The 23,506-nt window shown below is 57.4% G+C and carries 21 protein-coding genes and 3 tRNA genes; 17 read left to right on the plus strand and 7 right to left on the minus strand.

Translation table 11 applies throughout. The features are described 5' to 3' along the window. Nucleotides 1-192: 192 nt before the first annotated feature. Together rutR and KOL70_RS02970 are read left to right on the plus strand one after the other, a co-directional pair. Complete coding sequence (gene rutR / locus KOL70_RS02965; RefSeq protein ID WP_031279844.1) at nt 193-828, plus strand: HTH-type transcriptional regulator RutR; 636 nt, start codon at nt 193-195, stop codon at nt 826-828. A 25-nt stretch (nt 829-853) separates the two neighbouring features. Then, nucleotides 854-1,828 (plus strand): metal-dependent hydrolase, encoded by a 975-nt coding sequence (locus tag KOL70_RS02970; protein WP_166709901.1) that lies wholly within the window; start codon nt 854-856, stop codon nt 1,826-1,828. Nucleotides 1,829-1,869: 41 nt separating this feature from the next. Here KOL70_RS02970 and cycA read toward each other — a convergent pair whose 3' ends face one another. Continuing rightward, on the minus strand, nt 1,870-3,261 hold the full coding sequence (cycA, locus tag KOL70_RS02975; protein WP_021508281.1) for a D-serine/D-alanine/glycine transporter: 1,392 nt from the start codon (nt 3,259-3,261) through the stop codon (nt 1,870-1,872). A gap of 286 nt (nt 3,262-3,547) precedes the next feature. Between cycA and KOL70_RS02980 the strand changes: the two genes are divergently transcribed. After that, nucleotides 3,548-4,246 (plus strand): extensin family protein, encoded by a 699-nt coding sequence (locus KOL70_RS02980; protein WP_058769587.1) that lies wholly within the window; start codon nt 3,548-3,550, stop codon nt 4,244-4,246. A gap of 1 nt (nt 4,247) precedes the next feature. On the opposite strand, the gene KOL70_RS02985 is transcribed toward KOL70_RS02980, so the two are convergent. Further along, entirely contained in the window at nt 4,248-4,922 is a 675-nt protein-coding gene (locus KOL70_RS02985) for a DUF4396 domain-containing protein (RefSeq protein WP_058759707.1), read from the minus strand. Nucleotides 4,923-5,461: 539 nt separating this feature from the next. Here KOL70_RS02985 and sdiA point away from each other — a divergent pair. After that, entirely contained in the window at nt 5,462-6,184 is a 723-nt protein-coding gene (gene sdiA, locus KOL70_RS02990) for a transcriptional regulator SdiA (protein WP_021508278.1), read from the plus strand. Between the two features lie 124 nt (nt 6,185-6,308). Next, the gene (locus KOL70_RS02995; protein WP_031279842.1) at nt 6,309-6,920 is read left to right on the plus strand and encodes an acyl-homoserine-lactone synthase; all 612 of its coding nucleotides are present in this window, start codon (nt 6,309-6,311) and stop codon (nt 6,918-6,920) included. A gap of 31 nt (nt 6,921-6,951) precedes the next feature. Here KOL70_RS02995 and KOL70_RS03000 read toward each other — a convergent pair whose 3' ends face one another. Further along, on the minus strand, nt 6,952-7,179 hold the full coding sequence (locus tag KOL70_RS03000) for a DUF2594 family protein (RefSeq protein WP_010616664.1): 228 nt from the start codon (nt 7,177-7,179) through the stop codon (nt 6,952-6,954). Nucleotides 7,180-7,612: 433 nt separating this feature from the next. Between KOL70_RS03000 and uvrY the strand changes: the two genes are divergently transcribed. The 6 genes from uvrY (at nt 7,613) to KOL70_RS03030 (ending at nt 11,155) form a co-directional block, all read left to right on the plus strand. Then, nucleotides 7,613-8,272 (plus strand): UvrY/SirA/GacA family response regulator transcription factor, encoded by a 660-nt coding sequence (gene uvrY, locus KOL70_RS03005; RefSeq protein WP_021508277.1) that lies wholly within the window; start codon nt 7,613-7,615, stop codon nt 8,270-8,272. Further along, on the plus strand, nt 8,265-10,097 hold the full coding sequence (gene uvrC / locus KOL70_RS03010; RefSeq protein WP_021508276.1) for an excinuclease ABC subunit UvrC: 1,833 nt from the start codon (nt 8,265-8,267) through the stop codon (nt 10,095-10,097). Before uvrY ends, uvrC begins: the two co-directional genes overlap by 8 nt. A gap of 68 nt (nt 10,098-10,165) precedes the next feature. Then, the gene (pgsA, locus tag KOL70_RS03015) at nt 10,166-10,714 is read left to right on the plus strand and encodes a CDP-diacylglycerol--glycerol-3-phosphate 3-phosphatidyltransferase (RefSeq protein WP_021508275.1); all 549 of its coding nucleotides are present in this window, start codon (nt 10,166-10,168) and stop codon (nt 10,712-10,714) included. Nucleotides 10,715-10,865: 151 nt separating this feature from the next. Beyond that, nucleotides 10,866-10,941, plus strand: a tRNA-Gly gene (locus KOL70_RS03020). Between the two features lie 43 nt (nt 10,942-10,984). After that, a tRNA-Cys gene (locus KOL70_RS03025) sits at nt 10,985-11,058 on the plus strand. Between the two features lie 11 nt (nt 11,059-11,069). Then, nucleotides 11,070-11,155: transfer RNA gene (locus KOL70_RS03030), tRNA-Leu, on the plus strand. A 112-nt stretch (nt 11,156-11,267) separates the two neighbouring features. Here the strand turns inward: KOL70_RS03030 and KOL70_RS03035 are convergent. Both KOL70_RS03035 and KOL70_RS03040 read right to left on the minus strand, forming a co-directional pair. Further along, nucleotides 11,268-11,438 (minus strand): hypothetical protein, encoded by a 171-nt coding sequence (locus tag KOL70_RS03035; RefSeq protein ID WP_215480189.1) that lies wholly within the window; start codon nt 11,436-11,438, stop codon nt 11,268-11,270. Between the two features lie 110 nt (nt 11,439-11,548). Further along, a complete protein-coding gene (locus KOL70_RS03040) occupies nt 11,549-12,412 on the minus strand; it encodes a helix-turn-helix domain-containing protein (RefSeq protein ID WP_215480190.1) in 864 nt (287 codons plus the stop codon). A gap of 138 nt (nt 12,413-12,550) precedes the next feature. Between KOL70_RS03040 and rclA the strand changes: the two genes are divergently transcribed. Next, on the plus strand, nt 12,551-13,876 hold the full coding sequence (gene rclA / locus KOL70_RS03045; RefSeq protein WP_215480191.1) for a reactive chlorine resistance oxidoreductase RclA: 1,326 nt from the start codon (nt 12,551-12,553) through the stop codon (nt 13,874-13,876). Nucleotides 13,877-13,917: 41 nt separating this feature from the next. Here rclA and KOL70_RS03050 read toward each other — a convergent pair whose 3' ends face one another. Continuing rightward, nucleotides 13,918-15,417 (minus strand): SulP family inorganic anion transporter, encoded by a 1,500-nt coding sequence (locus tag KOL70_RS03050; protein WP_215480192.1) that lies wholly within the window; start codon nt 15,415-15,417, stop codon nt 13,918-13,920. Nucleotides 15,418-15,568: 151 nt separating this feature from the next. Continuing rightward, the gene (locus KOL70_RS03055; RefSeq protein WP_058759735.1) at nt 15,569-15,826 is read right to left on the minus strand and encodes a biofilm/acid-resistance regulator YmgB/AriR; all 258 of its coding nucleotides are present in this window, start codon (nt 15,824-15,826) and stop codon (nt 15,569-15,571) included. 478 nt (nt 15,827-16,304) lie between these two features. On the opposite strand from KOL70_RS03055, the gene KOL70_RS03060 reads away from it, so the two are divergent. The 5 genes from KOL70_RS03060 (at nt 16,305) to KOL70_RS03080 (ending at nt 23,262) form a co-directional block, all read left to right on the plus strand. Further along, nucleotides 16,305-16,736, plus strand: a complete 432-nt coding sequence (locus KOL70_RS03060; RefSeq protein ID WP_058769594.1) for a MarR family winged helix-turn-helix transcriptional regulator — start codon at nt 16,305-16,307, stop codon at nt 16,734-16,736. 2 nt (nt 16,737-16,738) lie between these two features. Next, nucleotides 16,739-18,424 (plus strand): MFS transporter, encoded by a 1,686-nt coding sequence (locus KOL70_RS03065; protein WP_132465245.1) that lies wholly within the window; start codon nt 16,739-16,741, stop codon nt 18,422-18,424. Next, on the plus strand, nt 18,421-19,512 hold the full coding sequence (locus tag KOL70_RS03070; RefSeq protein WP_021508268.1) for an HlyD family secretion protein: 1,092 nt from the start codon (nt 18,421-18,423) through the stop codon (nt 19,510-19,512). Before KOL70_RS03065 ends, KOL70_RS03070 begins: the two co-directional genes overlap by 4 nt. Further along, the gene (locus KOL70_RS03075) at nt 19,509-20,879 is read left to right on the plus strand and encodes an efflux transporter outer membrane subunit (RefSeq protein ID WP_215480193.1); all 1,371 of its coding nucleotides are present in this window, start codon (nt 19,509-19,511) and stop codon (nt 20,877-20,879) included. Before KOL70_RS03070 ends, KOL70_RS03075 begins: the two co-directional genes overlap by 4 nt. A gap of 181 nt (nt 20,880-21,060) precedes the next feature. Then, a complete protein-coding gene (locus KOL70_RS03080) occupies nt 21,061-23,262 on the plus strand; it encodes a TonB-dependent siderophore receptor (RefSeq protein WP_031279293.1) in 2,202 nt (733 codons plus the stop codon). Nucleotides 23,263-23,506: the final 244 nt, after the last annotated feature.

Genomic DNA, 23,506 nt, shown 5'->3' on the forward strand with positions numbered 1-23,506 from the left:
TGATACATAACAATCAGTTAAAATTGGCGACGTAATGAATCCTGAGTGACTGGTCCAAAACAGACCATCTGGTCAAAACAAATTGCACGTTTTTCATGCGTCGCCTGAGCGAAAAAGGTGCAGGGCACAGCATTAGGCAGGAAACAGGGCGTTTGTTATGATGCGATTTCGCAGGATGGAAGAGGTAACAGTGTGAAAAGCGATGAAAAAAAGCCAGGACGCCGATCGCGGGCCGTTGCGGCGAAACGGGCAGCTATTCTGGAAGCGGCATTGGCCTTCTTCTCGCAGTTTGGCATTCACGGCACCAGTCTGGATAAGGTGGCTGAGCGCGCGGACGTCTCAAAAACCAACCTGCTTTACTACTATCCGTCAAAAGAAGTGCTGTATGTGGCGGTACTGAAAGAGATTCTTGATGTGTGGCTGGCGCCGCTGCGTGCGCTGCGTCATGACCAGGATCCGCTGGTGGCCATCCGCAACTATATTCGTCTCAAGCTGGAAGTGTCGCGTGACCACCCGCAGGCATCGCGCCTGTTCTGTCTGGAGATGCTGCAGGGCGCGCCGCTGCTGAAGGGCGAGCTGGCGGGGGATTTAAAAGCGCTGGTGGATGACAAAGCGGCGATTATCGAACAGTGGATCGCCGAAGGGCGTATTGCCGGCGTGCAGCCGCAGCATCTGTTCTTTCTGCTGTGGGCGACCACGCAGCACTACGCTGATTTCGCGTCCCAGGTGGAAGCCATCACCGGCCAGACGCTAAACGATGCGGAATTTTTTGCCCAGACGCTGGATAACGTTCAGCGCATGATCATTGAAGGGATCCGCGTGCGCTGATCCCCGTGGCTGACCAGGAGAGTGCATGGATTCGCTATCACAACTAACGCTGGGCGCGGCGGTGACCGTGGCCGTAATGGGCAAACGCGTGCCGCTGTGGCAGGCGGCGCTGGCGGGGGCGGTCGCGGGCACGCTGCCGGACCTCGACGTGTTTATCGACCACGGCGATGCCATTCGCAACATGACGCTGCACCGCACCGAGAGCCACGCGCTGCTGTGGCTGACGCTGGTGGCACCGTTACCTGGCTGGCTGGTGGCTGGCGTGACGCGCAGCCGGCAGCACTGGCGCGCCTGGTGCCTCGCCATCTGGCTGGCATTGATCACGCATCCGCTGCTGGACCTGACCACGGTGTACGGCACGCAGCTCGGGCTGCCGCTGACCGATTACCCGTTCGCCATCGGCAGCATGTTCATCATCGATCCGCTCTACACGCTGCCGCTGCTGATCGCCCTGATCGTCGCACTGTGGCGGCGGGATGCGTGCGGGCTGCGCTGGAATCAGGCCGGATTGCTCATCAGCACGCTGTACCTGGGCTGGAGCATGGTGGCGCAAAGTGTTGCTACCCGGCATATTGAGCACCAGCTGACGCAGCAGGCCGTGCAGCCGCAGCAACTGCTGGTGACGCCCACCGCGTTTAATACGCTGGTGTGGCGTACGGTAATTATCACGCCGCAGCGCTACGGGGAAGCCTGGTGGTCGCTACTGTCGCCCAATCGTCCCTTACAGATTCGCTGGTACGATCGCCATCCCGCGCTTTTTGCCCCGTTTAAAGGCCAGTGGCACGCCGAACGCGTTGCGTGGTTCAGCCATGGATTTTATGCCATGCGCCAGCAGGGCAATGACACGCTGATCGTGGATTTGCGCATGGGGGAAGAGCCGGATTACACCTTTACCTTTAATCTCGGTCCCGCCGCAGCGCCGGCAGCAGCACCACAGCGGGAAGATTCGCTGCGGCCGTCGCTGGCGCAGGCGTGGCACAAATTCACAGAACGCTTATAACGAAAAAGGCCCGGATAACCGGGCCTTTTCGTTTAGGTGGATCAGGCTTTACGCCGGCGTAGCAGCCAGCCCATGGTCAGCACCACAAACCACAGTGGCGTCACCATCAGCGCCTGGCGGGTATCTTCCTGCAGGGTCAGCAGCACCAGCACAAAGGCAAAGAAAGCCATGCACACCCAGCACATCAGCTTGCCGAGTGGCATTTTGAAGCGTGACGCCGCATGACGCTGCGGATGCTGTTTGCGATAGGCCAGATAGCTGCACAGGATAATGGTCCAGACAAACATAAACAGAATCGCCGAAACCGTGGTCACCATGGTGAAGACCGTCATCACATCCGGAATCAGGTAGATCAACGCCACGCCAGCCAGCAGACACAGGCAGGAGAAGAACAGGCCGGTGGTCGGCACTGCGCGCGCTGAGAGACGGCCAAACGCCTTGTGCGCCACGCCCTGTTCCGCCAGGCCGTACAGCATGCGACTGGTGGAGAAGATGCCGCTGTTGGCTGAGGAGGCCGCGGAGGTCAGCACCACAAAGTTAACGATGCTGGCAGCGGCCGGCAGGCCAATCAGCACAAACATTTCAACGAATGGACTGCGATCCGGCATGACCTGGTTCCACGGCGTCACCGCCATGATCACCAGCAGCGCCAGCACGTAGAACATGATGATGCGCAGCGGGATCGCATTGATGGCACGCGGCAGAACTTTATGCGGATCTTTGGTCTCCGCCGCCGCCGTGCCCACCAGTTCAATGCCGACAAAGGCAAACACCGCAATCTGGAAGCCGGCAAAGAAACCGCTCAGCCCTTTCGGGAACATGCCGCCGTGATCCCAGATATTGCTCAGCGCCGCGTGACTCCCGTTCGGCGAAGGGTAGTGCAGGCTGACCAGCACAATACCGGTGATGATTAACGCCACGATGGCGACAATTTTGATAATGGCGAACCAGAACTCCATCTCGCCAAACAGTTTTACCGTGGCAATGTTCAGAGCAAGGAAAACAAACACGCACAGCAGCGCGCTCATCCAGATCGAGAAGTCCGGGAACCACAGCTGGAAATAGGCGCTGATCGCCACCACGTCGGCGATGCCGGTCACCACCCAGCAGAACCAGTAAGTCCAGCCGGTGAAATAACCGGCCCACGGACCGAGCAGATCGGCGGCAAAGTCGCTGAAGGATTTGTACTCAAGGTTGGAGAGCAGCAGCTCACCCATGGCGCGCATCACAAAGAACAGCATAAAACCGATGATCATATAGACGAAGATGATCGACGGACCCGCCAGGCTGATGGTTTTACCGGAGCCCATGAACAGACCGGTGCCAATGGCACCGCCGATGGCGATAAGCTGGATGTGACGGTTATGCAGGTTGCGCCGGAGTTTTTCCGGCTGTTCGGCCTCAATGGGCGCCGCTTTAGATTGATCAACCATAAAAATATCTTTCCTGTCTTGATGTTGTGTCAGCTCTGCTGGCTGTTGAATAACGTGCTGTTGCACAGGGCAAGAGGGCATAAGATAGAGGAAAGGCGGCCACTCTCGGTAATGGTTTTTAAACCTTTGTGCCCTTTTGCGTGCTTTACCGTGTCAGTAAATATTTACATGGCGCGCCGTGCCGTCATTTTGCGTAAATGTTCTGCAAATGAGCCGCTTGCACCACGCAGCGCTGCGCAGGGTTCTACACTTGTCATTTCGATGAACCCGGAAAAAGTGAGGCAGCGTGCGCGCATTGCTCGCGATAGTGCTGCTGGCCCTGTGCGGCTGGTGGAGTTTACCCTGGCTGAAAACGCATCTGCCGCCACAGTGGAATCCGTTTATACCGCTCCAGGTTACCGATCCGCCGGGCTGGATGACGCGCTATAAGCTGCAGCGGCTGAGCAGCGATCCGGCCGCGTGTCTGGCGGTGATGCGCGCGGCCAGCGCGCAGGGCAGAGTCAGTTTCCGTGAGGTGCCGCCGCTGCAGGGCGATTGTCCGATTGATCAACCGCTGCGCATCAGCCGCTTCGGTGAGGTCACGCTGAGCAGCAGTTTTCTTGCCAGCTGTCCGATGGCGGTGGCCAGCACGCTGTATGTTACGCGCAGCAATGCGGCGCTGCAGCAGGCCGGCATTACCTCGCCGCTGCGCCGCATCGCGCACGTTGGCAGTTACGCCTGCCGCAATATTTATCACCGCCAGGAAGGACGCCGCAGTGAACACGCGACGGCGGAGGCGTGGGACATCACGGGGTTTCAGCTGGCGGATGGGCGCTGGCTACAGGTAGGCAAAAACTGGCAGCAACCGCCGCAGGCCGCTGCCGGTTTGCACGCGTTATGGCGCAACGGCTGTGCCAGCTTCGGTAATGCGCTGGGGCCGGATTACAATGCGGCGCATGCCAGCCATTTCCACCTTGGCATGCGCGGCGCAGGCTTTTGTCGCTAAACTACACCGCCGGGTTTAATCCGCGTTTGATGAGGAAATGATTTGCCGGCCAGGAGAAAATAAATCCGGTGAGCATCGCCAGCTGTAACATAAACCAGAAGGCGCTGAGCAGGGGATTGAGCTGTTGATTAAGCACATATTTTAGGGCCAGCGTCATAAAGATAAAGATTCCCGTTTGATAAATCAGCAGCGGAAAGGTTTCTGTTTTCAGCGCTAATAATAACGTACGGACAATAGAAAGTTGTTCCCGCTGGCGAATGGCCAGAAACTGAAAAAATAATCCCGCCAGTAACGAAATCATCACGCAAATAACCGCCTGTAACCACAGCGCGGGGCTAATTGCAAAATGCTTGAGCAGCGTGACTATTGGCAGGGTGATGATGTCGCCGAATATACAGGCGGCGGCAGAGAGCGAGGTGGAAATAAAAATGGTTTGCCAGCTGGCATAACCGGTTAATCCGGAGGGCAGCAGCAGCGCCAGTTTTCGCTGACGTGACGGTTTACGCCCGAGATACCACCATGCCAGCCAGCCGAAAAACGGCATGTACAGCCCGGTGAGCGGCCAGATGATATTCATGACCGCCAGCGGATGCGGGTGACGCAACAGATCTTTAGCGATCATCAGGGCGGTACACACGCCCACGACCAGAAAGGGTAATGCCAGCTGGTTTAACATAGTCAGTCCCACTCAGTTTGCTGAAATCGCGCCAGCCTGCGGAGCTATGCTGGTGCCTGCCACCTTGCGCCTCTGCTAAAGCGTAGCTGGAAAAGACGGTGCCGGAAATGTCTGCCACAGGGGTACGGCAGTGAACCACTGCAGAAATAACTGGAATTAAGCCGCGCTGCGGACTTAATCAGCAGGAAGATTATGACGGGCGGTATAAAAAAGGGAAATGGCAAAGATAATAGCGATTAATGATGAGGCGAATGTTTTATCTGCGAAGTCTGGCGTTTAATCAACAGGACGATTGAAAATTCTTCAGAAAAATCTTATTCTGATTCGCACGACTTATCATCCTGATGGTGCCGCTGGCAAACGCACCATAGTTTAATTTCTCATTTGGGTAACATATTGACAACAAGGTAGTTATCACTTTTTACCCGCAATGCCGCTCTGGTTTCAATCAATATTTTTTCTCTGGTTAATTTATTTTTTACATTAATCGGCACAGATATCCTGTTATGAATAAGGCGTGAAACAGCGCCAGGGCAATAATGACCATCGATAATTATTTCGTCTGGCGAGGCGAAACTGAAAAAGAATTTCAGGCGCTTTCCGAAGTGCTGCAATTGAAATCGCTGCTGCAAAAACATGTTGAGGCCCTTGGATTTGATGCTTTTGCCTTTTTGGTACAGCATCCGGTGCCTTTTACCCGACCGCGTATTTTTCTCTTTAGCACCTATCCGCAGAGCTGGGTGAAACGCTACGAGAGTGAAAATTACTATGCGGTAGATCCAGTGTTAATGCTCTGCCAGCAGCCCGGTCGCGGCGTGGAGTGGACGCGTGATTTATTTACCGGCGCAGGCAATTTATGGGCAGAAGCCAATGCAGCAGGGCTGGTAAGTGGCTTTTCATGCTCGGCAATGGCGCTAAATCGTGCCATTGGTATATTATCTATAGCATCGCAACAACCCAGCCAGACCCAGCACAGACGCGTTGAGCTGGAGGTGCAACTGCACTTCCTGGCGGAACTGAGTTTGCGTGTGCTGGACCGTCTGAATGACGGCTCAATGGTGGTGTTATCGAATGATTTTAGTCAGCGCGAGCTGGAAATATTGAAATGGACAGCGGAGGGAAAAACCTCAGCCGAAATTTCCCTTATTCTGGCTATTTCTGAACACACGGTAAATTTTCACCAAAAGAATATGCAAAAGCGTTTTAATGTTTCCAATAAAACGCAGATTGCCTGTTATGCCGCAGCCATCGGCCTGATATAGCGAAAAGGCAACTACTAATTTTAGTAGTTCCTAAGCCGCAGTCAGTTGTCTACCCTGCGCCGGAAACTCCGCCAGGCTGGCGCTTAATAAATCATTGCAAACATGGGGATGTCAGGGGCGCATGATGAAAATAATTCAAACACAGCTAAAGGATATGCCGTCCTCTTTGCTGGCCGAGTTGGGCACCTATCGTTACAGCGTATTTGCGCGTGGCGAGGGCTGGTCAATTCCGCCGCGACTCAGCACGCCGGGACAGGAGTATGATCGCTTCGATCGTTCCGATGTCACCTGGCTGATTGCCTGGACTGCGCGTCAGGGCATTTGTGGCTGCGCACGTCTGCTACCGTGGCACGAGCCGGAAGTGCCGGAGGGCATGGTGCTGCCTTTTGATCAGCAAAAAGTGTGGGAAATGTCGCGCTATTCGGCCCGCCTTGAAGTGGATGCCGAACTGCCGCTGAACATCTTATGGCATTCGGTACAGCTGGCTGAGCTGAGCGGGATGGAGTATTTGATCAGTTCGGCCACGCCGATGCTGGAGAAAATGTTTGAGCAGCATCAGGTGGTGTACGAGCCGCTCTCGCCGGGACTGATTCAGTCAGAAGACAATCTGTTTGCCATTCGTATTCCGGTGCAGCAGCCGGCGCTGGCGGAGAAGTATCGCGGCACGCGTCGCTTCAGTCCGGAAGAAGTGCTGCCCTCGCTGGGCGTGTCGGTCAACTGGCAGTCACACAGCTAACGCCCCGCGCAGGATGCGCAGGGCACGCCGCTTACTGACGGTAGGCGGTTTTAATCTGGCGGATGGTGTTGCTGAACACCTCAGCCTGCGGTTTATCGGCCAGCGCGGACTGAACGTAGCGCTCCATGTTGATGATCACCTTACCGGCATCAGCCTGGCCCATACCTTTCAGGATCAGCGTCACCATCATTTTCAGGCAGGCGACTTCATCCGCCAGCGCCTGGGTATCGCGCGATGTTACGAAATCTTCATCACTCATCATTATCTCCTTTGTGGAATGACCTTGTGCGCACACATTCTTCCCGTGCATAAAAAACAGAGTATATCATACGCTTGATGGAAGAATTTAGGCCACATCATCGACCCGCGCACAGACGGTTAATTAATTGCGCCGTTCGTTATTTTTTGTGCGCAAAAAACTTCCACGGAAAGATTATTTTTAGGTGCTGCCGGCGGGAAGAAGCGAAGGCGGGTTATAAATTATAACTTAATGATATTAGTCACATTTTAACAATTTTATTCCAGTATGGTATTGCATCAGCTAAAAAAAACAATCACCGCTGCCTGCTATTTGACATGGGTCATTGGTTTTGAGATTTATCTGGCGCCCCTGATGTTCTTTCCACGCGAAACCCGGTAAGATAACGCCCCTGAAATATATTTTCCCCCACTAACCTGCGGAGTACGTCCCGTTGATCAGCCTGCTTCTTGTTGATGACCATGAACTGGTACGCGCCGGTATTCGTCGCATACTGGAAGATATGAAGGGACTGGTGATTGCCGGGGAAGTGGCCTGTGGTGAGGATGCGGTAAAATGGTGCCGCACACATCCTGTGGATGTGGTGCTGATGGACATGAACATGCCCGGCATTGGCGGACTGGAGGCGACGCGCAAAATCGTGCGCTTCAATCCGGATATCCGCATCATCATGCTGACTATCCACACCGAAAATCCCCTGCCAGCGAAAGTCATGCAGGCCGGTGCGGCAGGTTATCTCAGCAAAGGGGCGGCGCCGCAGGAAGTGGTCAGCGCCATTCGCTCGGTGCACGCCGGTCAGCGTTACATCGCCTCTGATATCGCTCAGCAGATGGCGCTGAGCCAGATTGAGCCGCAGCGCGCCGAATCACCGTTCAGCTGTTTGTCGGAAAGGGAATTGCAGATTATGCTGATGATTACCCGAGGGCAAAAGGTGACGGAGATTTCCGAGCAGCTTAACCTGAGCCCGAAAACCGTTAATAGCTATCGCTATCGCATGTTCAGCAAGTTGAACATCAGTGGTGACGTAGAGTTAACGCATCTGGCCATACGCCATGGCCTGTTCAATGCGGAGCCGTTAATCAGTAGTGAGTGACGTTTTCAATCCTAAAGCCTTTCTCAGCACCGTGACCAGTCAGCCCGGCGTCTACCGCATGTATGACGCGACAGGCACGGTGATCTATGTTGGTAAAGCCAAAGACCTTAAAAAACGCCTAAGCAGCTATTTCCGCACGCAGGTGGGAAGCCGTAAGACCGAAGTGCTGGTCAGCAACATCCATAATATTGATGTCACGGTCACCCATACGGAGACCGAAGCGCTGCTGCTGGAGCACAACTACATCAAGTTGTATCAGCCGCGCTACAACGTGCTGCTGCGCGATGATAAGTCGTACCCCTATATTTTCCTTAGCGGCGATCCGCATCCGCGCCTGGCGATGCACCGCGGTGCCAAACACGCCAAAGGCGAATACTTTGGTCCGTTTCCCAACGGCTATGCGGTGCGTGAAACCCTGGCGCTGCTGCAAAAGGTGTTTCCGATTCGCCAGTGCGAGAACAGCGTCTACCGCAACCGCTCGCGTCCGTGCCTGCAGTATCAGATTGGCCGTTGCCTCGGCCCCTGCGTCGCCGGCCTGGTGAGCGAAGAGGAATATGCGCAGCAAACCGACTATGTGCGGCTGTTTCTGGCCGGTAAAGACGATCAGGTAATTAATCAGCTGGTGCAGCGTATGGAGCAGGCCAGCGTGGGCCTGCGTTTCGAAGAGGCGGCGCGCCTGCGGGACCAGATTCAGGCGGTGCGGCGGATTACGGAGAAACAGTTCGTCTCCAATCAGGGCGATGATCTCGACGTGATGGGCGTGGCCTATGACGCCGGCATGGCCTGTCTGCACGTGCTGTTTATCCGGCAGGGCAAAGTGCTGGGCAGCCGCAGCTATTTCCCGAAGGTGCCCGCAGACACGGAACTCACCGAAGTGGTGCAGACGTTTGTCGGACAGTTTTATCTGCAGGGCAGCGAAGCGCGTACCTTACCGGCGGATATCCTGCTGGACTTCAATTTGCCTGAGCGGGAGCTGCTGGCCGCGTCATTGAGCGAACTGGCCGGGCGCAAAGTCAGTATTCAGAGCAAACCGCGCGGCGACCGTGCGCGCTACCTGAAGCTGGCGCGCACCAATGCCGCCACGGCGCTGACGACGCGGCTGGCGCAGCACTCGACCATTCAGCAGCGTCTGGCGGCGCTGGCGGCGTTCCTCAAACTGGAGCAGATTAACCGCATGGAGTGTTTCGACATCAGCCACACCATGGGCGAACAGACCATCGCGTCCTGCGTGGTGTTCAACCGTGACGGCCCGCTGCGCGCTGACTATCGCCGCTACAACATTGAAGGAATTACCCCCGGTGATGACTACGCGGCGATGAATCAGGTGTTGCGCCGTCGTTACGGCAAGGCGCTGGAACCGGAAAAGATCCCGGATGTGATCCTGATCGATGGCGGTAAAGGGCAGCTGGCGCAGGCGCAGCAGGTGTTTGCGGAACTGGATGTGCCGTGGGATAAAAACCGGCCGATTCTGCTCGGCGTGGCAAAAGGTAGCGACCGTAAAGCCGGCCTGGAAACGCTGTTCTTTGCGGCGGAAGGCGAGGGCGTTTCGCTGCCGCCGGACTCGCCGGCGCTGCATGTTATCCAGCACATTCGTGACGACGCTCACAATCATGCAATTTCGGGCCACCGGAAAAAACGCGCCAAAGTGAAGAACACCAGCGCGCTGGAGAGCATTGAAGGCGTCGGACCTAAACGGCGTCAGCAGCTGCTGAAGTACATGGGCGGCCTGCAACCGCTGATGAATGCCAGCGTCGATGAGATCGCTAAAGTACCGGGTATCTCCTTCGCCCTGGCGGAAAAAATCTACTACTCGCTGAAACACTAACATTGAAACAGGGTGGGCAATGTAGGAACATACGTTAAATCCTACTCACACCAGACAGTTAGTGGCATATGCAATTTAACATTCCGACGTGTCTTACCCTGTTTCGAGTTGTTCTGATCCCGTTCTTCGTGCTGGCGTTCTATCTGCCATTTCACTGGGCTCCCTTCGCGACGGCGCTGCTGTTTGTCATTGCTGCGGTCACTGACTGGTTTGATGGCTTCCTCGCGCGTCGCTGGAAGCAGACAACCCGTTTTGGTGCCTTTCTCGATCCGGTCGCTGACAAAGTGATGGTGGCGATGGCGCTGGTGCTGGTCGCCGAGTATTTCCACGCCTGGTGGATCACGCTGCCGGCCGCCACCATGATCGCGCGTGAAATCATTATCTCGGCCTTACGTGAGTGGATGGCGGAGATTGGCAAGCGCAGCAGCGTGGCGGTGTCGTGGATTGGCAAAGTGAAGACCACGGCGCAGATGCTGTCGCTGGTGGCGCTGCTGTGGCGTCCGGACGCGACCGTAGTAGGCGTTGGCGTGGTGGCGTTGTACATCGCAGCGGTGCTGACTTTCTGGTCAATGTTCCAGTATTTAAGCGCGGCACGCGGCGATTTGCTCGATAGCTGATCGATGCGATTTAAAAAGCAGCAAACGGACGCAGTGTGTGGATAATTCTATTGACTCGTTGCGTCAGATAAGTAGAATGCATCGCATCGAACGGCAGCAAGGCTGCAAGAAGCTGAGTAAAATCAGCAAGTTCGGTGAAGCATAAGCAAATGCGGGAATAGCTCAGTTGGTAGAGCACGACCTTGCCAAGGTCGGGGTCGCGAGTTCGAGTCTCGTTTCCCGCTCCAGATATTGCAATACGTCGCAGACGGCTTGCACCTCAGATTAAAAGGCGCGTTGGCAGAGTGGCCATGCAGCGGATTGCAAATCCGTCCACCTCGGTTCGACTCCGGGACGCGCCTCCAGTTTACACCCTGCCCGGGTGGTGAAATCGGTAGACACAAGGGATTTAAAATCCCTCGGCTTATGGTCGTGCGGGTTCAAGTCCCGCCCCGGGCACCATATTTAATACCGAATAAAATCAAAGCAATAAGTAGCAATGTCGTGACCGCCCAAGGGCGGTTTTTTTGTGCCTGAAAAATAAAAACGGGACATAAGGTCTGTCCCGCTAATCTCAATCCTGAGGCTGGCCGACCTGGCCTTCGCCTTCGCTGGCGCCAGGTACTGACTGCTTGCTGGGCGCATGTGGACGTCCGTCACTGCCCACTGCGTCGCTGTGTTGCATACAGCCGGCCAGCGTAACCAATGTCAGTGCCGCTAAGGCTGCCTTCATCAAACCACTCATCTTGCTCTCCTCCTGTTACGAACCGCGTAATCGTTAACGCACTGAGAAATAAGCAAAGCCACGAATCCGCCTTTACGCAAGCGAAGCGCGTACAGTTTTCTTCTTTACTCTTAGCGGTCCTGCGCCAGCGTTTCAACGCGACGTCGGTATTCTCCCGGAGTGCAGCCAAACTCACGGACAAACGCTTTGTGAAAGGATGATTCGCTGGCGTAGCCGACGGCCAGAGCGATGTTGATTAACGGGGCTGTTTCGCGCGCCAGTCGCTGAGCGGCCAGTTGCAGACGAAGGGAGGTGAGCACGGCCAGCGGCGTGGTAGCGCTGAGCTGGCGGAACAGCAGCGCGAATGAGGCGCGGGACATAAACACTTGCTGAGCCATGGCTTCTACCGTCCACGGTCTTTCCGGCGCGGCGCACAGTTGGGTGATTAAAGGACCAAGCCGTGGATGCAGAGCCAGGGAGAGTAAGCCAGGGTGCGCTGCGTGAGTTGAGAGCCCATGGCGCACCGCCAGTGTGAACAGGCTGCCAATCTGCTGGCTGCGAAGTGCGGCATCACCAGCAGCTGGCAGTGCATCAGCACTCTGGGTGATGAACGGCAGCACCGCAGCCAGCCAGCGCCCATCGCTGCTTGTGGGTTCGGGGGCCAGCATTAGCACTTCGGGCAGGGCGGTGAGGAAAGCATGCGCCGACGCGGGCAGTTCCAGCAGGCCGCACACCAGTTGGGTTGGCTGCGTATGGCGCTGATAAATACGATGCGCGGCGTTTTGCGGCAGAAATATGACGCTGCCAGCAGGGAGTTCGACACCCGCAGTGACGGGCATATCCAGCATCACCGGGCCGCCAGTGACCGTATGCCAGCGCACTGCGCACAGATGTCCGGCGCTGTGCGGCAGTTGCCACTCACCGCTCAGCACGCAGTTCTTATCTATGCTGCCCTGCGGGTTATGCAGCAGCAGCAGTTGACTCAATGGATCCATTTGTTTTTTCCCTTTTCCCTGAACTGCCCGCTTGATTCAGACGCAAAGACAAAAATACCAGCGTTGCGGCGAAATACGGCACGGCAGCAAACCGTAAGCTTTGGGTGATGACTATTTTTGACGCTTATGGAGAACATCATGAACCATTATCAGGCAGCAATCATCGGATTTGGTAAAGCAGGTAAAACGCTGGCGGCGGCTCTGGGGCGCGCCGGATGGCGTGTCGCGATCATCGAAAAATCCCGCGAAATGTATGGTGGCACCTGCATTAATGTTGGCTGTATCCCAACGAAAGCACTGGTACACGATGTGCAACATCATGCCAGTTTCAGCGATGCCATGCAGCGCAAAGCGGCAGTAGTAGAATTGTTGCGTGAGAAGAATCATCTCAACCTGGCCGCTATTGCGCAGGTCGATGTCATTGATGGTGAGGCAGAATTTGTGGATGCCCACACGCTAAAAATCACCTCCTCGCAGCAGGTCAGCCAGATTCATGCTGAGCGAATTTTTATCAATAGCGGTGCCGAAGCGGTGTTTCCCGTGCTGGAAGGCTTAGTTGCCGGACCGCGCGTGGTTGACAGCAGCGGTATCCTGAATTTAACGCAACTGCCGCAGCGGCTGGGGATCCTTGGCGGCGGTTATATTGGCGTTGAGTTTGCTTCCATGTTTGCCGGTTTTGGCAGCGAAGTGACGTTGTTTGAAAGTGCACCGCAATTTCTGGCGCGTGAAGATGATGATATCAGTGCGGCGATAGCCGGGATCCTGCAGGAGCAGGGCGTTAAGCTCGAGCTCAACACTGCATTACAGCGTGTAACCAGCGGTCGCGACAGCGTGACGCTGCATACCGCACAGGGCGATCGTGAAGTCGATGTGCTGCTGGTCGCCACGGGCCGTCGTCCGGCGACGAAGGCACTGAAACTGGAAAACGCGGGAGTGGTGACCGATGCGCGCGGCGCGGTGCGCGTCGATAAACAGCTTAAAACTTCCGTGGATCATATCTGGGCGCTGGGCGATGTGACCGGCGGACCACAGTTTACCTATATTTCGCTTGATGATTTCCGCATCGTTTACGATCAGTTGCTGGGTAAGGGCACGCGCACCACCGAAGATCGCGTTAACATCCCGTATTCCGTGTTTATGACGCCTGTGTTATCACGTATTGGTTTGACTGAAGCGCAGGCGCGCGCGCAGGGGCGGGATATTCAGGTGGTGACACTGCCGGTCGCCGCGATTCCGCGTGCGCGCGTTGTTGACGACACCCGTGGCATGCTGAAAGCCGTAGTTGATAATGGCAGCCAGCAGATTCTCGGCGTGGCGCTGCTGGCTGCGGACTCGCATGAAGTCATTAACATCGTGAAAACGGTAATGGATGCCGGGCTGCCGTATAGCGTGCTGCGTGACCAGATTTTTACCCACCCAACCATGAGCGAATCGCTCAATGATCTGTTTTCCCTGGTAAAATAATGACGAACAGGACGCCTGCACCGGGCGTCCCGATCGCACATCTAGCCGAGATTGCCGCTGAGGCGATCGCGGAAATCGCTGCTGCGGTTATCCAGGCCGGTGAAGGTGACGCTGGCGCCGTGCCGCTGGTAGCGGTACTCAATGGCGTCGAGCGCCGCCACGCTGGAGGCATCCCAAATCTGCGCGTGGGTCAAATCGATGGTGACGCGCTGCGGATCGTGGCCGTAGTCAAAATGCTCAAACAGATCGTTGCTGCTGGCGAAAAACAGCGGGCCACGTACCGTGTAGTGCACATGCTCGCCATCGTCACTCAGCTGGCGCTCGGCATGGATCACGTGAGCGATGCGGCGCGCAAACAGCATCATGGCCAGCATCACGCCCACCAGCACGCCAAGCGCAAGGTTACCGGTCCACACCGTGACGGCGACGGTCAGCACCATCACCAGCGTTTCCGACCACGGCATGCGTTTCAGCGTGGCCGGCTGCAGGCTGTGCCAGTTCACGGTTTTCACCGCGACCACCATCATAATGCCCGCCAGCACCACCATCGGAATCTGCGCCATGATCTGGCTCAGACCGGTGACCAGCAACAGCAGCACCAGCGCCGCGGCCACGGTGGATACCCGGGTACGCGCCTTGCCCAGCTCGACGTTAACAATGGTCTGGCCGATCATCGCGCAACCGGCGATACCGCCGTAAAAGCCTGCCAGAATATTGCCGACGCCCAGCGCCCAGGATTCACGCCGCTTGCCGGAAGGCGTATCGGTCATGTCATCTACCAGTTTGGCGGTCAGCAGGGATTCCATCAGGCCGACGAAGGCGACCGACAGCGCGGTGGGCCAGACAATCTGCAGCGTCTGCAGATTAAGCGGCACCAGCAGGGTATTGAAATCCGGCAGGCCGGCGCGCATTGGCCCTTCATCGCCGACGTTGGGCACGCGATAGCCCAGCAGCAGCGCGACTGCGGTAACAGCCACGATAGCCACCAGCGGCGAAGGCACGCTTTTAAGCACTTTGGGCAGCAGCAGCACGATGGCCAGCGTGGCGGCGAACAGCTGCCACACCAGGCCGGACTGGCCCCAGACGTGCGGCACCTGCGCAAAGAAAATCAGTATACCCAGCGCGTTAACGAAGCCGATCATCACCGAGCGCGGAATATAGCGCATCATGCGCGACAGCCCGGCAAGGCCGAAAATGATTTGAATCATACCGCCGAGGATCACTGCCGGCAGAATGTACTCCACGCCATGCGCGTGCACCATTGGTCCGATCACCAGCGCGACGGAACCGGCCGCCGCGGTGACCATTGCTGGCCGTCCTCCCAGAATCGACAGCGTCAGGCACAGCACCACCGAAGCGACAAGGCTGACTTTAGGGTCGACGCCGGCAATCACGGAAAACGAAATCACTTCCGGTATCAGCGCCAGGGCGGTAATCACCCCGGCCAGGCACTCGCGGGTGAAAAGAGAGGGGGAACGCAGCACACGTGCGACCGTGATGTCGCTCGCTGTGGCAGCGGGGCGATCGGCAGTTTGACTCATCTGTTGCAGGCTCTTTTATTGGATGCGCATGCCGTCACGGCATAGCAATATTTAATGGAAAAGTTAACGCTGGCGATGTTACCGGGGGATGACGCGAGGCGCCAGTAAAACGGGGCGATAAGGTTGATTCCATCCCTGGAATCCGCTGCGGCTACAGCGAAAAATCATCCGGGGTCTGGTGAACCACCAGTTCCAGCAGGTGACGGTAGACATCCAACTGGACGACATCGGCTTCCTGCTCCAGCCGGCCAATCAGGGCGGCAATAATGGCCTTATTGGTCACCGGCATACCGCTGTGCAGGATTTCAGCAATCAGATGGCCTAAGACTTCCATCTCATTGGTTTCACTGTTAACGGCCTGTTTGAAATTGTCAGCGAGGACATCGCTGCTATTGACGGCATTTTGCATGTGTAAGCCCTTAAGATTGGCTGATGGCCCAGCGGCCAGCACAACCAGGATGAAATATTTCCGCGCGGACAGGCGCGAAAAACCTGACTCACCACCCAACACAAAAAGACACCTCTGAAGGTGGAAATCCACAACACCTTCAGAGGCGACGCAACTGCATCATTCGTTACCGAATCGTTAACCGATTCATGGCGGCTAAAGTTATACAGTAACCCCTAATCTGTACAAGCGGCGGCTTGTGCATTTCGTGCTTATCAGGCTAATTTACTCAATATTATAGAGTATTTTGCCAAAAAAAGTTATACAGGCAAGCTGTACACACGACCTGACCGGGCCTTTCCGCGACTTAAGTGAAACTGGTAATCTGCACGCAGCACGACTAAATTTGCTGATGTAAGCAAACTTTTCATTCGCACGTCGCTTAGCTTATAATAACCTTCCCATTTAGTTAGAACTCTAACCATTAGGCCGCTACGCTTTGACTGACCATCCACAACCGTTCTCCCGTCTGTTGCATCTTACTGCCCATGCGTGGCGGCTGGCGGTTGATCGCCGCCTGAAAGAGAGCGGTTTGAGTATGAGTAGCTGGCTGGCAATTGCCAGCGTGGCGACCGCCAGTGAACCGCCGACGCAAAAGGCGCTGGCACAGCTATTGGGGCTGGAGGAAGCCAGTGTAGTGCCGCTGGTCGATCGGCTGGTGAAACAGCAGCTGCTGGCACGGGTGCAGCCAAAGGAAGATCGTCGCAAGCGCCTGCTGGTGTTAACCGAGCAGGGCGGCGAGGCGTTCGCTACGGTGAAAACGCAAGCGGATGCGCTGCGCGCCCAGTTGCTGGCCGATATCGATCCCGCCGCGCTGGCAGTGACCGAAAACGTGTTGCAGCAGCTGCTTGAACGCTTAGGAAACGTATAGCCGTGGCGAAACGTAACCCGTATGCGCCTCGCGAATGGCTGCCGCACGAAAAGCCGATGCTGCCGGGATCGCCCTCGACACCGCTGCATGCGCCATCGAAACGCATCGCGTTTGGTCTGATCGGCCTGCTGATCTCCATTACCGGCGCGCTGAGTAATGCGCTGGTGACCGCCAACCTCACCAATCTGCAGGGCACCTTCGCCGCATACAGCAACGAAATCGCCTGGCTGCCGGCGGTCTACGTGATGGGCAATATCTCCATTAATCTGTTGCTGGTGAAGTTCCGCCAGCAGTTTGGTCTGCGGCTGTTTACCGAAGCCTTTCTGGTGCTGTACGTCATCGTGGCGTTTTTTCACATCCTCGCTAACGATCTCAGCTCAGCGATTATCGTGCGTACCGCGCACGGCATGGTGGGCGCGGCGCTCAGCTCGCTGGGCATCTATTATCAGATCCAGGCCTGGCCGGCGAAGCACCGTCTCAAAGCGCTGGTGATTGGCATCACTGCCTCACAGCTGGCGATTCCGCTGGCGCGGCTGTTCTCCAGCGAGCTGCTGCAGCTGGAGGAGTGGCGCGGCCTCTATCTGTTTGAACTGGGCCTGGCGATGATTGCGCTGGGCTGCGTGCTGGTGGTCAAGCTGCCGCCGGGCGACCGCATCAAAGCGTTCGAAAAGCTCGATTTCGTCACCTTTATGCTGCTGGCACCGGGCATGGCGTTATTGTGCGGCGTGCTGTCGCTCGGGCGCATTGAGTGGTGGTTCAGCACCCCCTGGCTTGGCGTCTGTCTGGCGCTGGCGCTGGTGCTGATTGTCGCGGCGGTGGTGCTGGAGCATAACCGCGCTAACCCGCTGATTAACACCCGCTGGCTGAGCAATGGCATGATCGTGCGGCTCGGCATCGTGATGATCATGATGCGCATCGTGCTGGCCGAGCAGAATACCGGGGCGGTGGGCTTTCTGCAGCAGCTGGGCCTGCTCAACGATCAGATGCGCGGGCTGGCGCTGGCGATCATTGCGGGCGTGATCTGCGGCATGATTGCCAGCGCGCTGACCATCAAACCCAACCATCTGAGCTGGCCAATCGTGGTCTCGCTGGCCGTAATGATTGTCGCCTCGCTGATGGATGCGCAATCCAGCCCGCTGACGCGTGCCAGCAATCTCTACTTCAGCCAGTTTCTGCTTGGTTTCAGCAGTGCCTTTTTCCTTGGGCCAGCGATGCTGCTTGGCATCGGCGGCGTGGTGACTCAGCCGAAAAATCTGGTGAGTTTTGTCGTGCTGTTTGGTATGAGCCAGAATCTCGGCGGGCTGATTGGCTCCGCCATTCTCGGCACCTTCCAGACGTGGCGCGAAAAATATCACTCCAGCCTGCTGGGCGATCAGCTGTCGCTGCTCGATCCTAATGTGGTGGATCGCCTCAGCCAGTACAGCGCGCTGTTTCGCAGCCAGCTGGCGGACAGCGGCCTGCTCAGCGCGCAGAGCAGCAGTCAGCTGCAAACCGTGGCCACGCTGCAGGCCAACGTGCTGGCTTATAACGATACCTATTTACTGACCGCCGCGCTGGCAATGATAACGCTGATGTGGGTGCTGTGGCGCCTGACGCGGCTGCGTTATCTTAACTGGCGCCAGGCGCGACATAATCTGACTGAGCAACAGCAGCAGGCTGCGCCAGCAAACCGAACGGAGACCCCATGAGTCAACAGGACGATCTACAGGCTGCGGAGCGCGAGCGCACCAACCGCCGACGCATTCTCTCTATCGCCGCCGGGAGCGGCATCGCCATCGTGGGCGTGCTGGTGATTTTATACGCCTGGCAGCTGTGGCCCTTTACCAGCACCATCCAGTCAACGGAAAACGCCTACGTGCGCGGCCAGGTGACCTTTATCAGCCCGCAGGTCAGCGGCTACCTGACGAACGTTGAGGTGGTGGATCTGCAGCCGGTGCGCAAAGGACAGCTACTGATGACCATTGACGATCGTATCTATCGCCAGCGCGTGCATCAGGCGCAGGCACAGCTGGCGATGAAGATTGCCGCGCAGAATAACAACCAGCAGCAGCAGAAGAGTGCGGAGGCCACAATCGCCAGCAATAAAGCCGCGCTGGAGAATGCCAAAGCGCAGGCGCTGAAAAGCAGTCTGGATTTGAAGCGGGTGGAAAATCTGGCGGCGGATGGCTCGCTGTCGGTACGCGAGCGTGATGCCGCGCGCGCAGCCAATGCGCAGGCTCAGGCCCAGCTGCGCCAGGCGGCGGCGCAGGTGGCGGTCTCGCAGCAGAATCTGCAAACCACCATCGTCAACCGCGCGGCGCTGGCCGGCGACGTAGCCAGCGCGCAGGCGGCACTGGAGCTGGCCAATATCGATCTGGACAACACGCGCATTATCGCGCCGGACAGCGGCCAGCTCGGTCAGCTGTCGGTGCGCAAAGGCACGTATGTTACTGCCGGCACGCGGCTGACCTCGGTGGTGCCGGATAATAAATGGGTGATTGCCAACCTGAAGGAAACCCAGCTGGCGCGCGTGCGCCCCGGTCTGCCGGTGTCGATCCGCGTTGATGCGCTGGACGGCAAGCGCTTTGACGGCCGCGTTGAGTTTATCTCGCCCGCCGCCGGATCTGAGTTCAGCGCCATCTCGCCAGATAACGCCACTGGTAACTTCGTGAAAATCGCCCAGCGCATTCCGGTGCGCATCAAAATTCTTGGTGACGAACTGCAGCAGCTGCGGCCGGGGATGTCGGTGGAAGTCGACATTGATACCGCCGCCGAACCACACCGGGATGCGTTATGAAGCGGCCGTTACGCGTGGCGCTCATCGCGCTACTGCTGACCGGCTGCGCCCGCGAAGTGGAGCAGGCGCCGTCGTCGCTACCGATTCCGCCCGACTGGCGTCAGCAGGTCGGGCCCGCCGCCGCGCCGGAAGCGCAGTGGTGGCGCAGCTTTGGTGATGATCGCCTCAACTGGCTGGTGAACCAGGCGTTGCAGCACAACAGCGATATTCTCATTGCCCGGTCGCGCGTCGATCAGTATCGCGCCGAGCTGCGCGCTGCGCAGGGCGACAACTTCCCGACGCTGTCGGCGGGCGTGGCGGCAACCCATCAGCGTGCGCTGTCAGCGGCGACCGGTCAGCCGTACGAAAGTGCGGTTTTTCAGGGACTGCTGCAGGCGAATTATGAGGTCGACTTATGGGGCAGCCGCAGCAACAGCATCCGCGCGGCGGAAGCCACGCTGGCGGCGCAGCGTGCGGCGGCCTCGGCAGCCGAGCTGACGGTGGCCAGTTCGGTCGCATCCGGTTACCTCAGCCTGTGCGCGCTCGACGAGCAGCTGCGCGTCACCGAGGCCACGCTGGAAACGCGCCAGAACTCGCTGAACCTGGCGCAGCGTCAGTTCGAAACCGGCTATACCTCGCGGCTGGAATGGATGCAGGCGGCGTCGGAGTATCAGACGGCGAAAGCGCAAATTCCGCAGCTGCAGCATCAGATCGCCCAGCAGGAGAACGCGCTCAGCATTCTGGTCGGCATGAATCCGCGCCAGATCGCGCGCAGCAGCCAGTTCGACCAGCTGCGACCCCACGCACTGCCGGCGCTGCTGCCGTCGCAGCTGCTGAATCGCCGGCCTGACATTGTCCAGGCGCAGCGCCTGCTGCTGGCGAGCGACGCGTCGCTGGCAGCGGCACAGGCACAGCTGCTGCCATCGCTCAACCTGACTGCGTCCGGCACGCTGCAGAGTAGCCAGCTACACGATCTGCTGGATAATCCGTTCCGCCTGTGGAGCATCGGCGGCAGCGTTCTGGCACCGCTGCTCAACCGCGAAGCGCTGACCGCGCAGGTGGATGTGGCGATGGCGTCGCGCAACCAGGCGCTGTACGGCTACGAAAGGGTGGTACGCAACGCCTTTGCCGAGGTGGATAACGCACTGGATGCCATCACGCGCAGCCAGCAGCAGCTGACGGAACTGCAGGCGCAGGAGCGCTACGTTGCCGAGGCGTGGCGGATTGCGCGCAACCGTTATCAGAATGGCTATGCGTCCTATCTCGATGAGCTTGATGCGCAGCGCACGCTGTTCAGCACCCAGCTGAATATTGTGGCGGTGAAAAACACGCTGCTGCTGGCGCAAATCGATCTCTACCGCGCACTTGGTGGCGGCTGGCAGGGGTAACACTGCGGCAGTTACGTTGGTACGTGACTGCTGCAACGCTTTCCTTGTTTAGCGGCGGTTCTTGCCTCTCCTCTCACTGAACATCACTTTTAGCAAATTGCTTGCATTTAGCTGTACGCTGCGCATAATCGCAAACCGCAATAATAATGATTCTCAGTATAATTTACATCAGGGGATAACCATGCGCAGAACGCCTTTCAATCCCGGAATGAAACCGACGCTGCTGGCCATGCTGGTCAGCGCCGGTTGTTTGCCAGTGATGGCTGCTACCACTAACACCAGTAATGCTCCTCAGGGCGCTAACGAACAGCAGACGCTGACCGTCACCGCCACGCCGCAGAGTGAATTCAAACCCGGCGGCAACGACTTAGTACCGGCCTTTCTCGATGGCCAGATTGCCCACGGCGGTCGCCTCGGCATGCTGGGCGAGCAAAACGCCATGGACGTGCCGTTCAACGTCATCGGCTATACGGCAAAAATGATTCAGGACCAGCAAGCGCAAACCATCGCCGATGTGGTGCGCAACGATGCGGGCGTGCAGAACGTCAAAGGTTACGGCAATTTTGCTGAAACTTACCGCATTCGGGGTTTCACGCTCGACGGCGATGATATGACTTTCGGCGGTCTGCCGGGCGTGGTGCCGCGCCAGGTGATGGACGCTTCGCTGATCGATCGCGTGGAGATCTTCAAAGGCGCCAACAGTCTGGTTAACGGCGCAGCCAGTTCCGGCGTCGGCGGTATGATCAACCTCGAGCCGAAACATGCCGAAGATACGCCGATCAATCGCGTTGGCCTCGATTACACCTCCTCGTCTCAGGTTGGCGGAACGCTGGACGTGGGGCGCCGCTTTGGCGATAACAATCAGTTTGGCGTGCGGGTTAACGCCGTGCATCGCGAAGGTGAAACCGGCGTTGACGGCGAGAAAAAACGCACCACGGCGGCCTCGGTTGGTCTTGATTATCGCGGCGATCGGCTGCGCACCTCGCTGGACGTTGGCTATCAGAAGAAAACCTTCCATGACGGCTTACAGGGGGTGAAATTCGCCAGCGCCGGGGTGATCCCGGCGGTGCCGTCAAATTCGCATAACTACAGCCAGAAATGGGTGTACAGCGATATGGAATCTGAATTCGGTATCGCCAAAGCAGAATACGATATTACCGACAGCTGGACGGCCTATGCCGGTCTCGGCGCACAGCACGCTCATGAAACCGGCAACTACGGCGCGCCGACCATTACCAACAGCAACGGTGACGGTACCATCAGTAGCTTCTACTCCAACCGTATTCAGGACAACATGAGCGGTATGGTGGGGCTGCGCGGTGAGTTCCACACCGGTTTTGTCAGCCATAAAGTCAACGTGGGTTACTCGGCGCTGACCACCAATGCGAAAAATGCCTACGACATGTCGCTGGTGGGCACGCCGTTTAATATCTACCACAGCGGTGACGTGGCGGAACCGGCGGCCACCTTCGCCGGCGGCAAGTTCTCCGATCCGCTTACCACTTCGCGCACCCGAACCCAGGGCTATCTGCTGAGCGATACGCTGGGATTACTGGACGATACGCTGCTGGTGACCGTTGGTGCTCGCCATCAGAAAGTGGTGGTGCGCAGCTATAACTACAACACCGGCGCGGAAAGCGTTGATTCGCGCTTCACCAACGACCGCTGGATGCCAACGTACGGCGTGGTCTACAAGCCGTGGAAAGAAGTGGCGCTGTACGCGAACCATACGGAAGCGCTGCAGCCTGGTGAAGTGGCCCCTAAAGACGCCGTCAACTATGGCACTGTGACCGGCGTGGCGCACTCGAAGCAGAATGAGATCGGTGTGAAAACGGATTTCGGCCGCATCGGCGGCTCGCTGGGGCTGTTTGAAATCCAGAAACCGTCCGGCCTGATCAACAGTGACAATGTCTACGTCATGGATGGCGAGCAGCGCCATCGCGGCGTGGAAGCCAACGTGTTTGGTGAGCCGGTGCTGGGCCTGCGCCTCAACGCCAGCGCCACCTGGATCGATCCGGTGATGAAGAAAACCGCCGGCGGCACTTACGATGGCAAACAGGCGATCGGCGTGCCGCGCTACACCTACGTGCTGGGCGCGGAGTATGACATCAAGCCGGTGGAGGGGCTGACGGCGACGGCGCTGCTCAACCACAGCGGCTCTCAGTACGCCAACTCGGCCAACACCCTCAAGCTGGACAGCTATACCACGCTGGATCTTGGTATGCGTTACCGCATGAAGGTGAATCAGAACGATCTGGTGTGGCGCGTGGCGGTCGAAAACGTCACCAATGAGAAGTACTGGTCAAACGTTGATGACACCGGCACCTATCTCGCGCAGGGCGACCCGCGCACGCTGAAAATCAGCATGAGCTACGATTTCTAAGCGGCCACCACGGGGCGTAATGACGCTCCGTGGTCTTTTCCGACAGAAATAGTGCTGTACGTTGGCCGCTATTCCATTACACTCTGTGCGGCAATCCCGCTGAAAAACGCCTCTTTCCTGTTGAGTCATCATGAGTTCACCCGCGCCACCTGACGATCACGACGAACCTTTACGGCAACCGCTGGATGATGCGCACTTCGCCATTGTGGTACTTGCAGTGACCTCGGTTACCCTTATAATCTTC

The sequence above is a fragment of the Pantoea sp. B270 genome, assembly GCF_018726825.1.
Classification (GTDB): Bacteria; Pseudomonadota; Gammaproteobacteria; order Enterobacterales; family Enterobacteriaceae; genus Pantoea; species Pantoea dispersa.

Coding starts and splice junctions, on each gene's coding strand:
- KOL70_RS02970 (WP_166709901.1), top strand. CDS start 854: ATGGATTCGCTATCACAACTAACGCTGGGCGCGGCGGTGACCGTGGCC.
- cycA (WP_021508281.1), bottom strand. CDS start 3,261: ATGGTTGATCAATCTAAAGCGGCGCCCATTGAGGCCGAACAGCCGGAA.
- KOL70_RS02985 (WP_058759707.1), bottom strand. CDS start 4,922: ATGTTAAACCAGCTGGCATTACCCTTTCTGGTCGTGGGCGTGTGTACC.
- sdiA (WP_021508278.1), top strand. CDS start 5,462: ATGACCATCGATAATTATTTCGTCTGGCGAGGCGAAACTGAAAAAGAA.
- KOL70_RS02995 (WP_031279842.1), top strand. CDS start 6,309: ATGAAAATAATTCAAACACAGCTAAAGGATATGCCGTCCTCTTTGCTG.
- KOL70_RS03000 (WP_010616664.1), bottom strand. CDS start 7,179: ATGAGTGATGAAGATTTCGTAACATCGCGCGATACCCAGGCGCTGGCG.
- pgsA (WP_021508275.1), top strand. CDS start 10,166: ATGCAATTTAACATTCCGACGTGTCTTACCCTGTTTCGAGTTGTTCTG.
- KOL70_RS03035 (WP_215480189.1), bottom strand. CDS start 11,438: ATGAGTGGTTTGATGAAGGCAGCCTTAGCGGCACTGACATTGGTTACG.
- KOL70_RS03040 (WP_215480190.1), bottom strand. CDS start 12,412: ATGGATCCATTGAGTCAACTGCTGCTGCTGCATAACCCGCAGGGCAGC.
- rclA (WP_215480191.1), top strand. CDS start 12,551: ATGAACCATTATCAGGCAGCAATCATCGGATTTGGTAAAGCAGGTAAA.
- KOL70_RS03050 (WP_215480192.1), bottom strand. CDS start 15,417: ATGAGTCAAACTGCCGATCGCCCCGCTGCCACAGCGAGCGACATCACG.
- KOL70_RS03055 (WP_058759735.1), bottom strand. CDS start 15,826: ATGCAAAATGCCGTCAATAGCAGCGATGTCCTCGCTGACAATTTCAAA.
- KOL70_RS03070 (WP_021508268.1), top strand. CDS start 18,421: ATGAGTCAACAGGACGATCTACAGGCTGCGGAGCGCGAGCGCACCAAC.
- KOL70_RS03075 (WP_215480193.1), top strand. CDS start 19,509: ATGAAGCGGCCGTTACGCGTGGCGCTCATCGCGCTACTGCTGACCGGC.
- KOL70_RS03080 (WP_031279293.1), top strand. CDS start 21,061: ATGCGCAGAACGCCTTTCAATCCCGGAATGAAACCGACGCTGCTGGCC.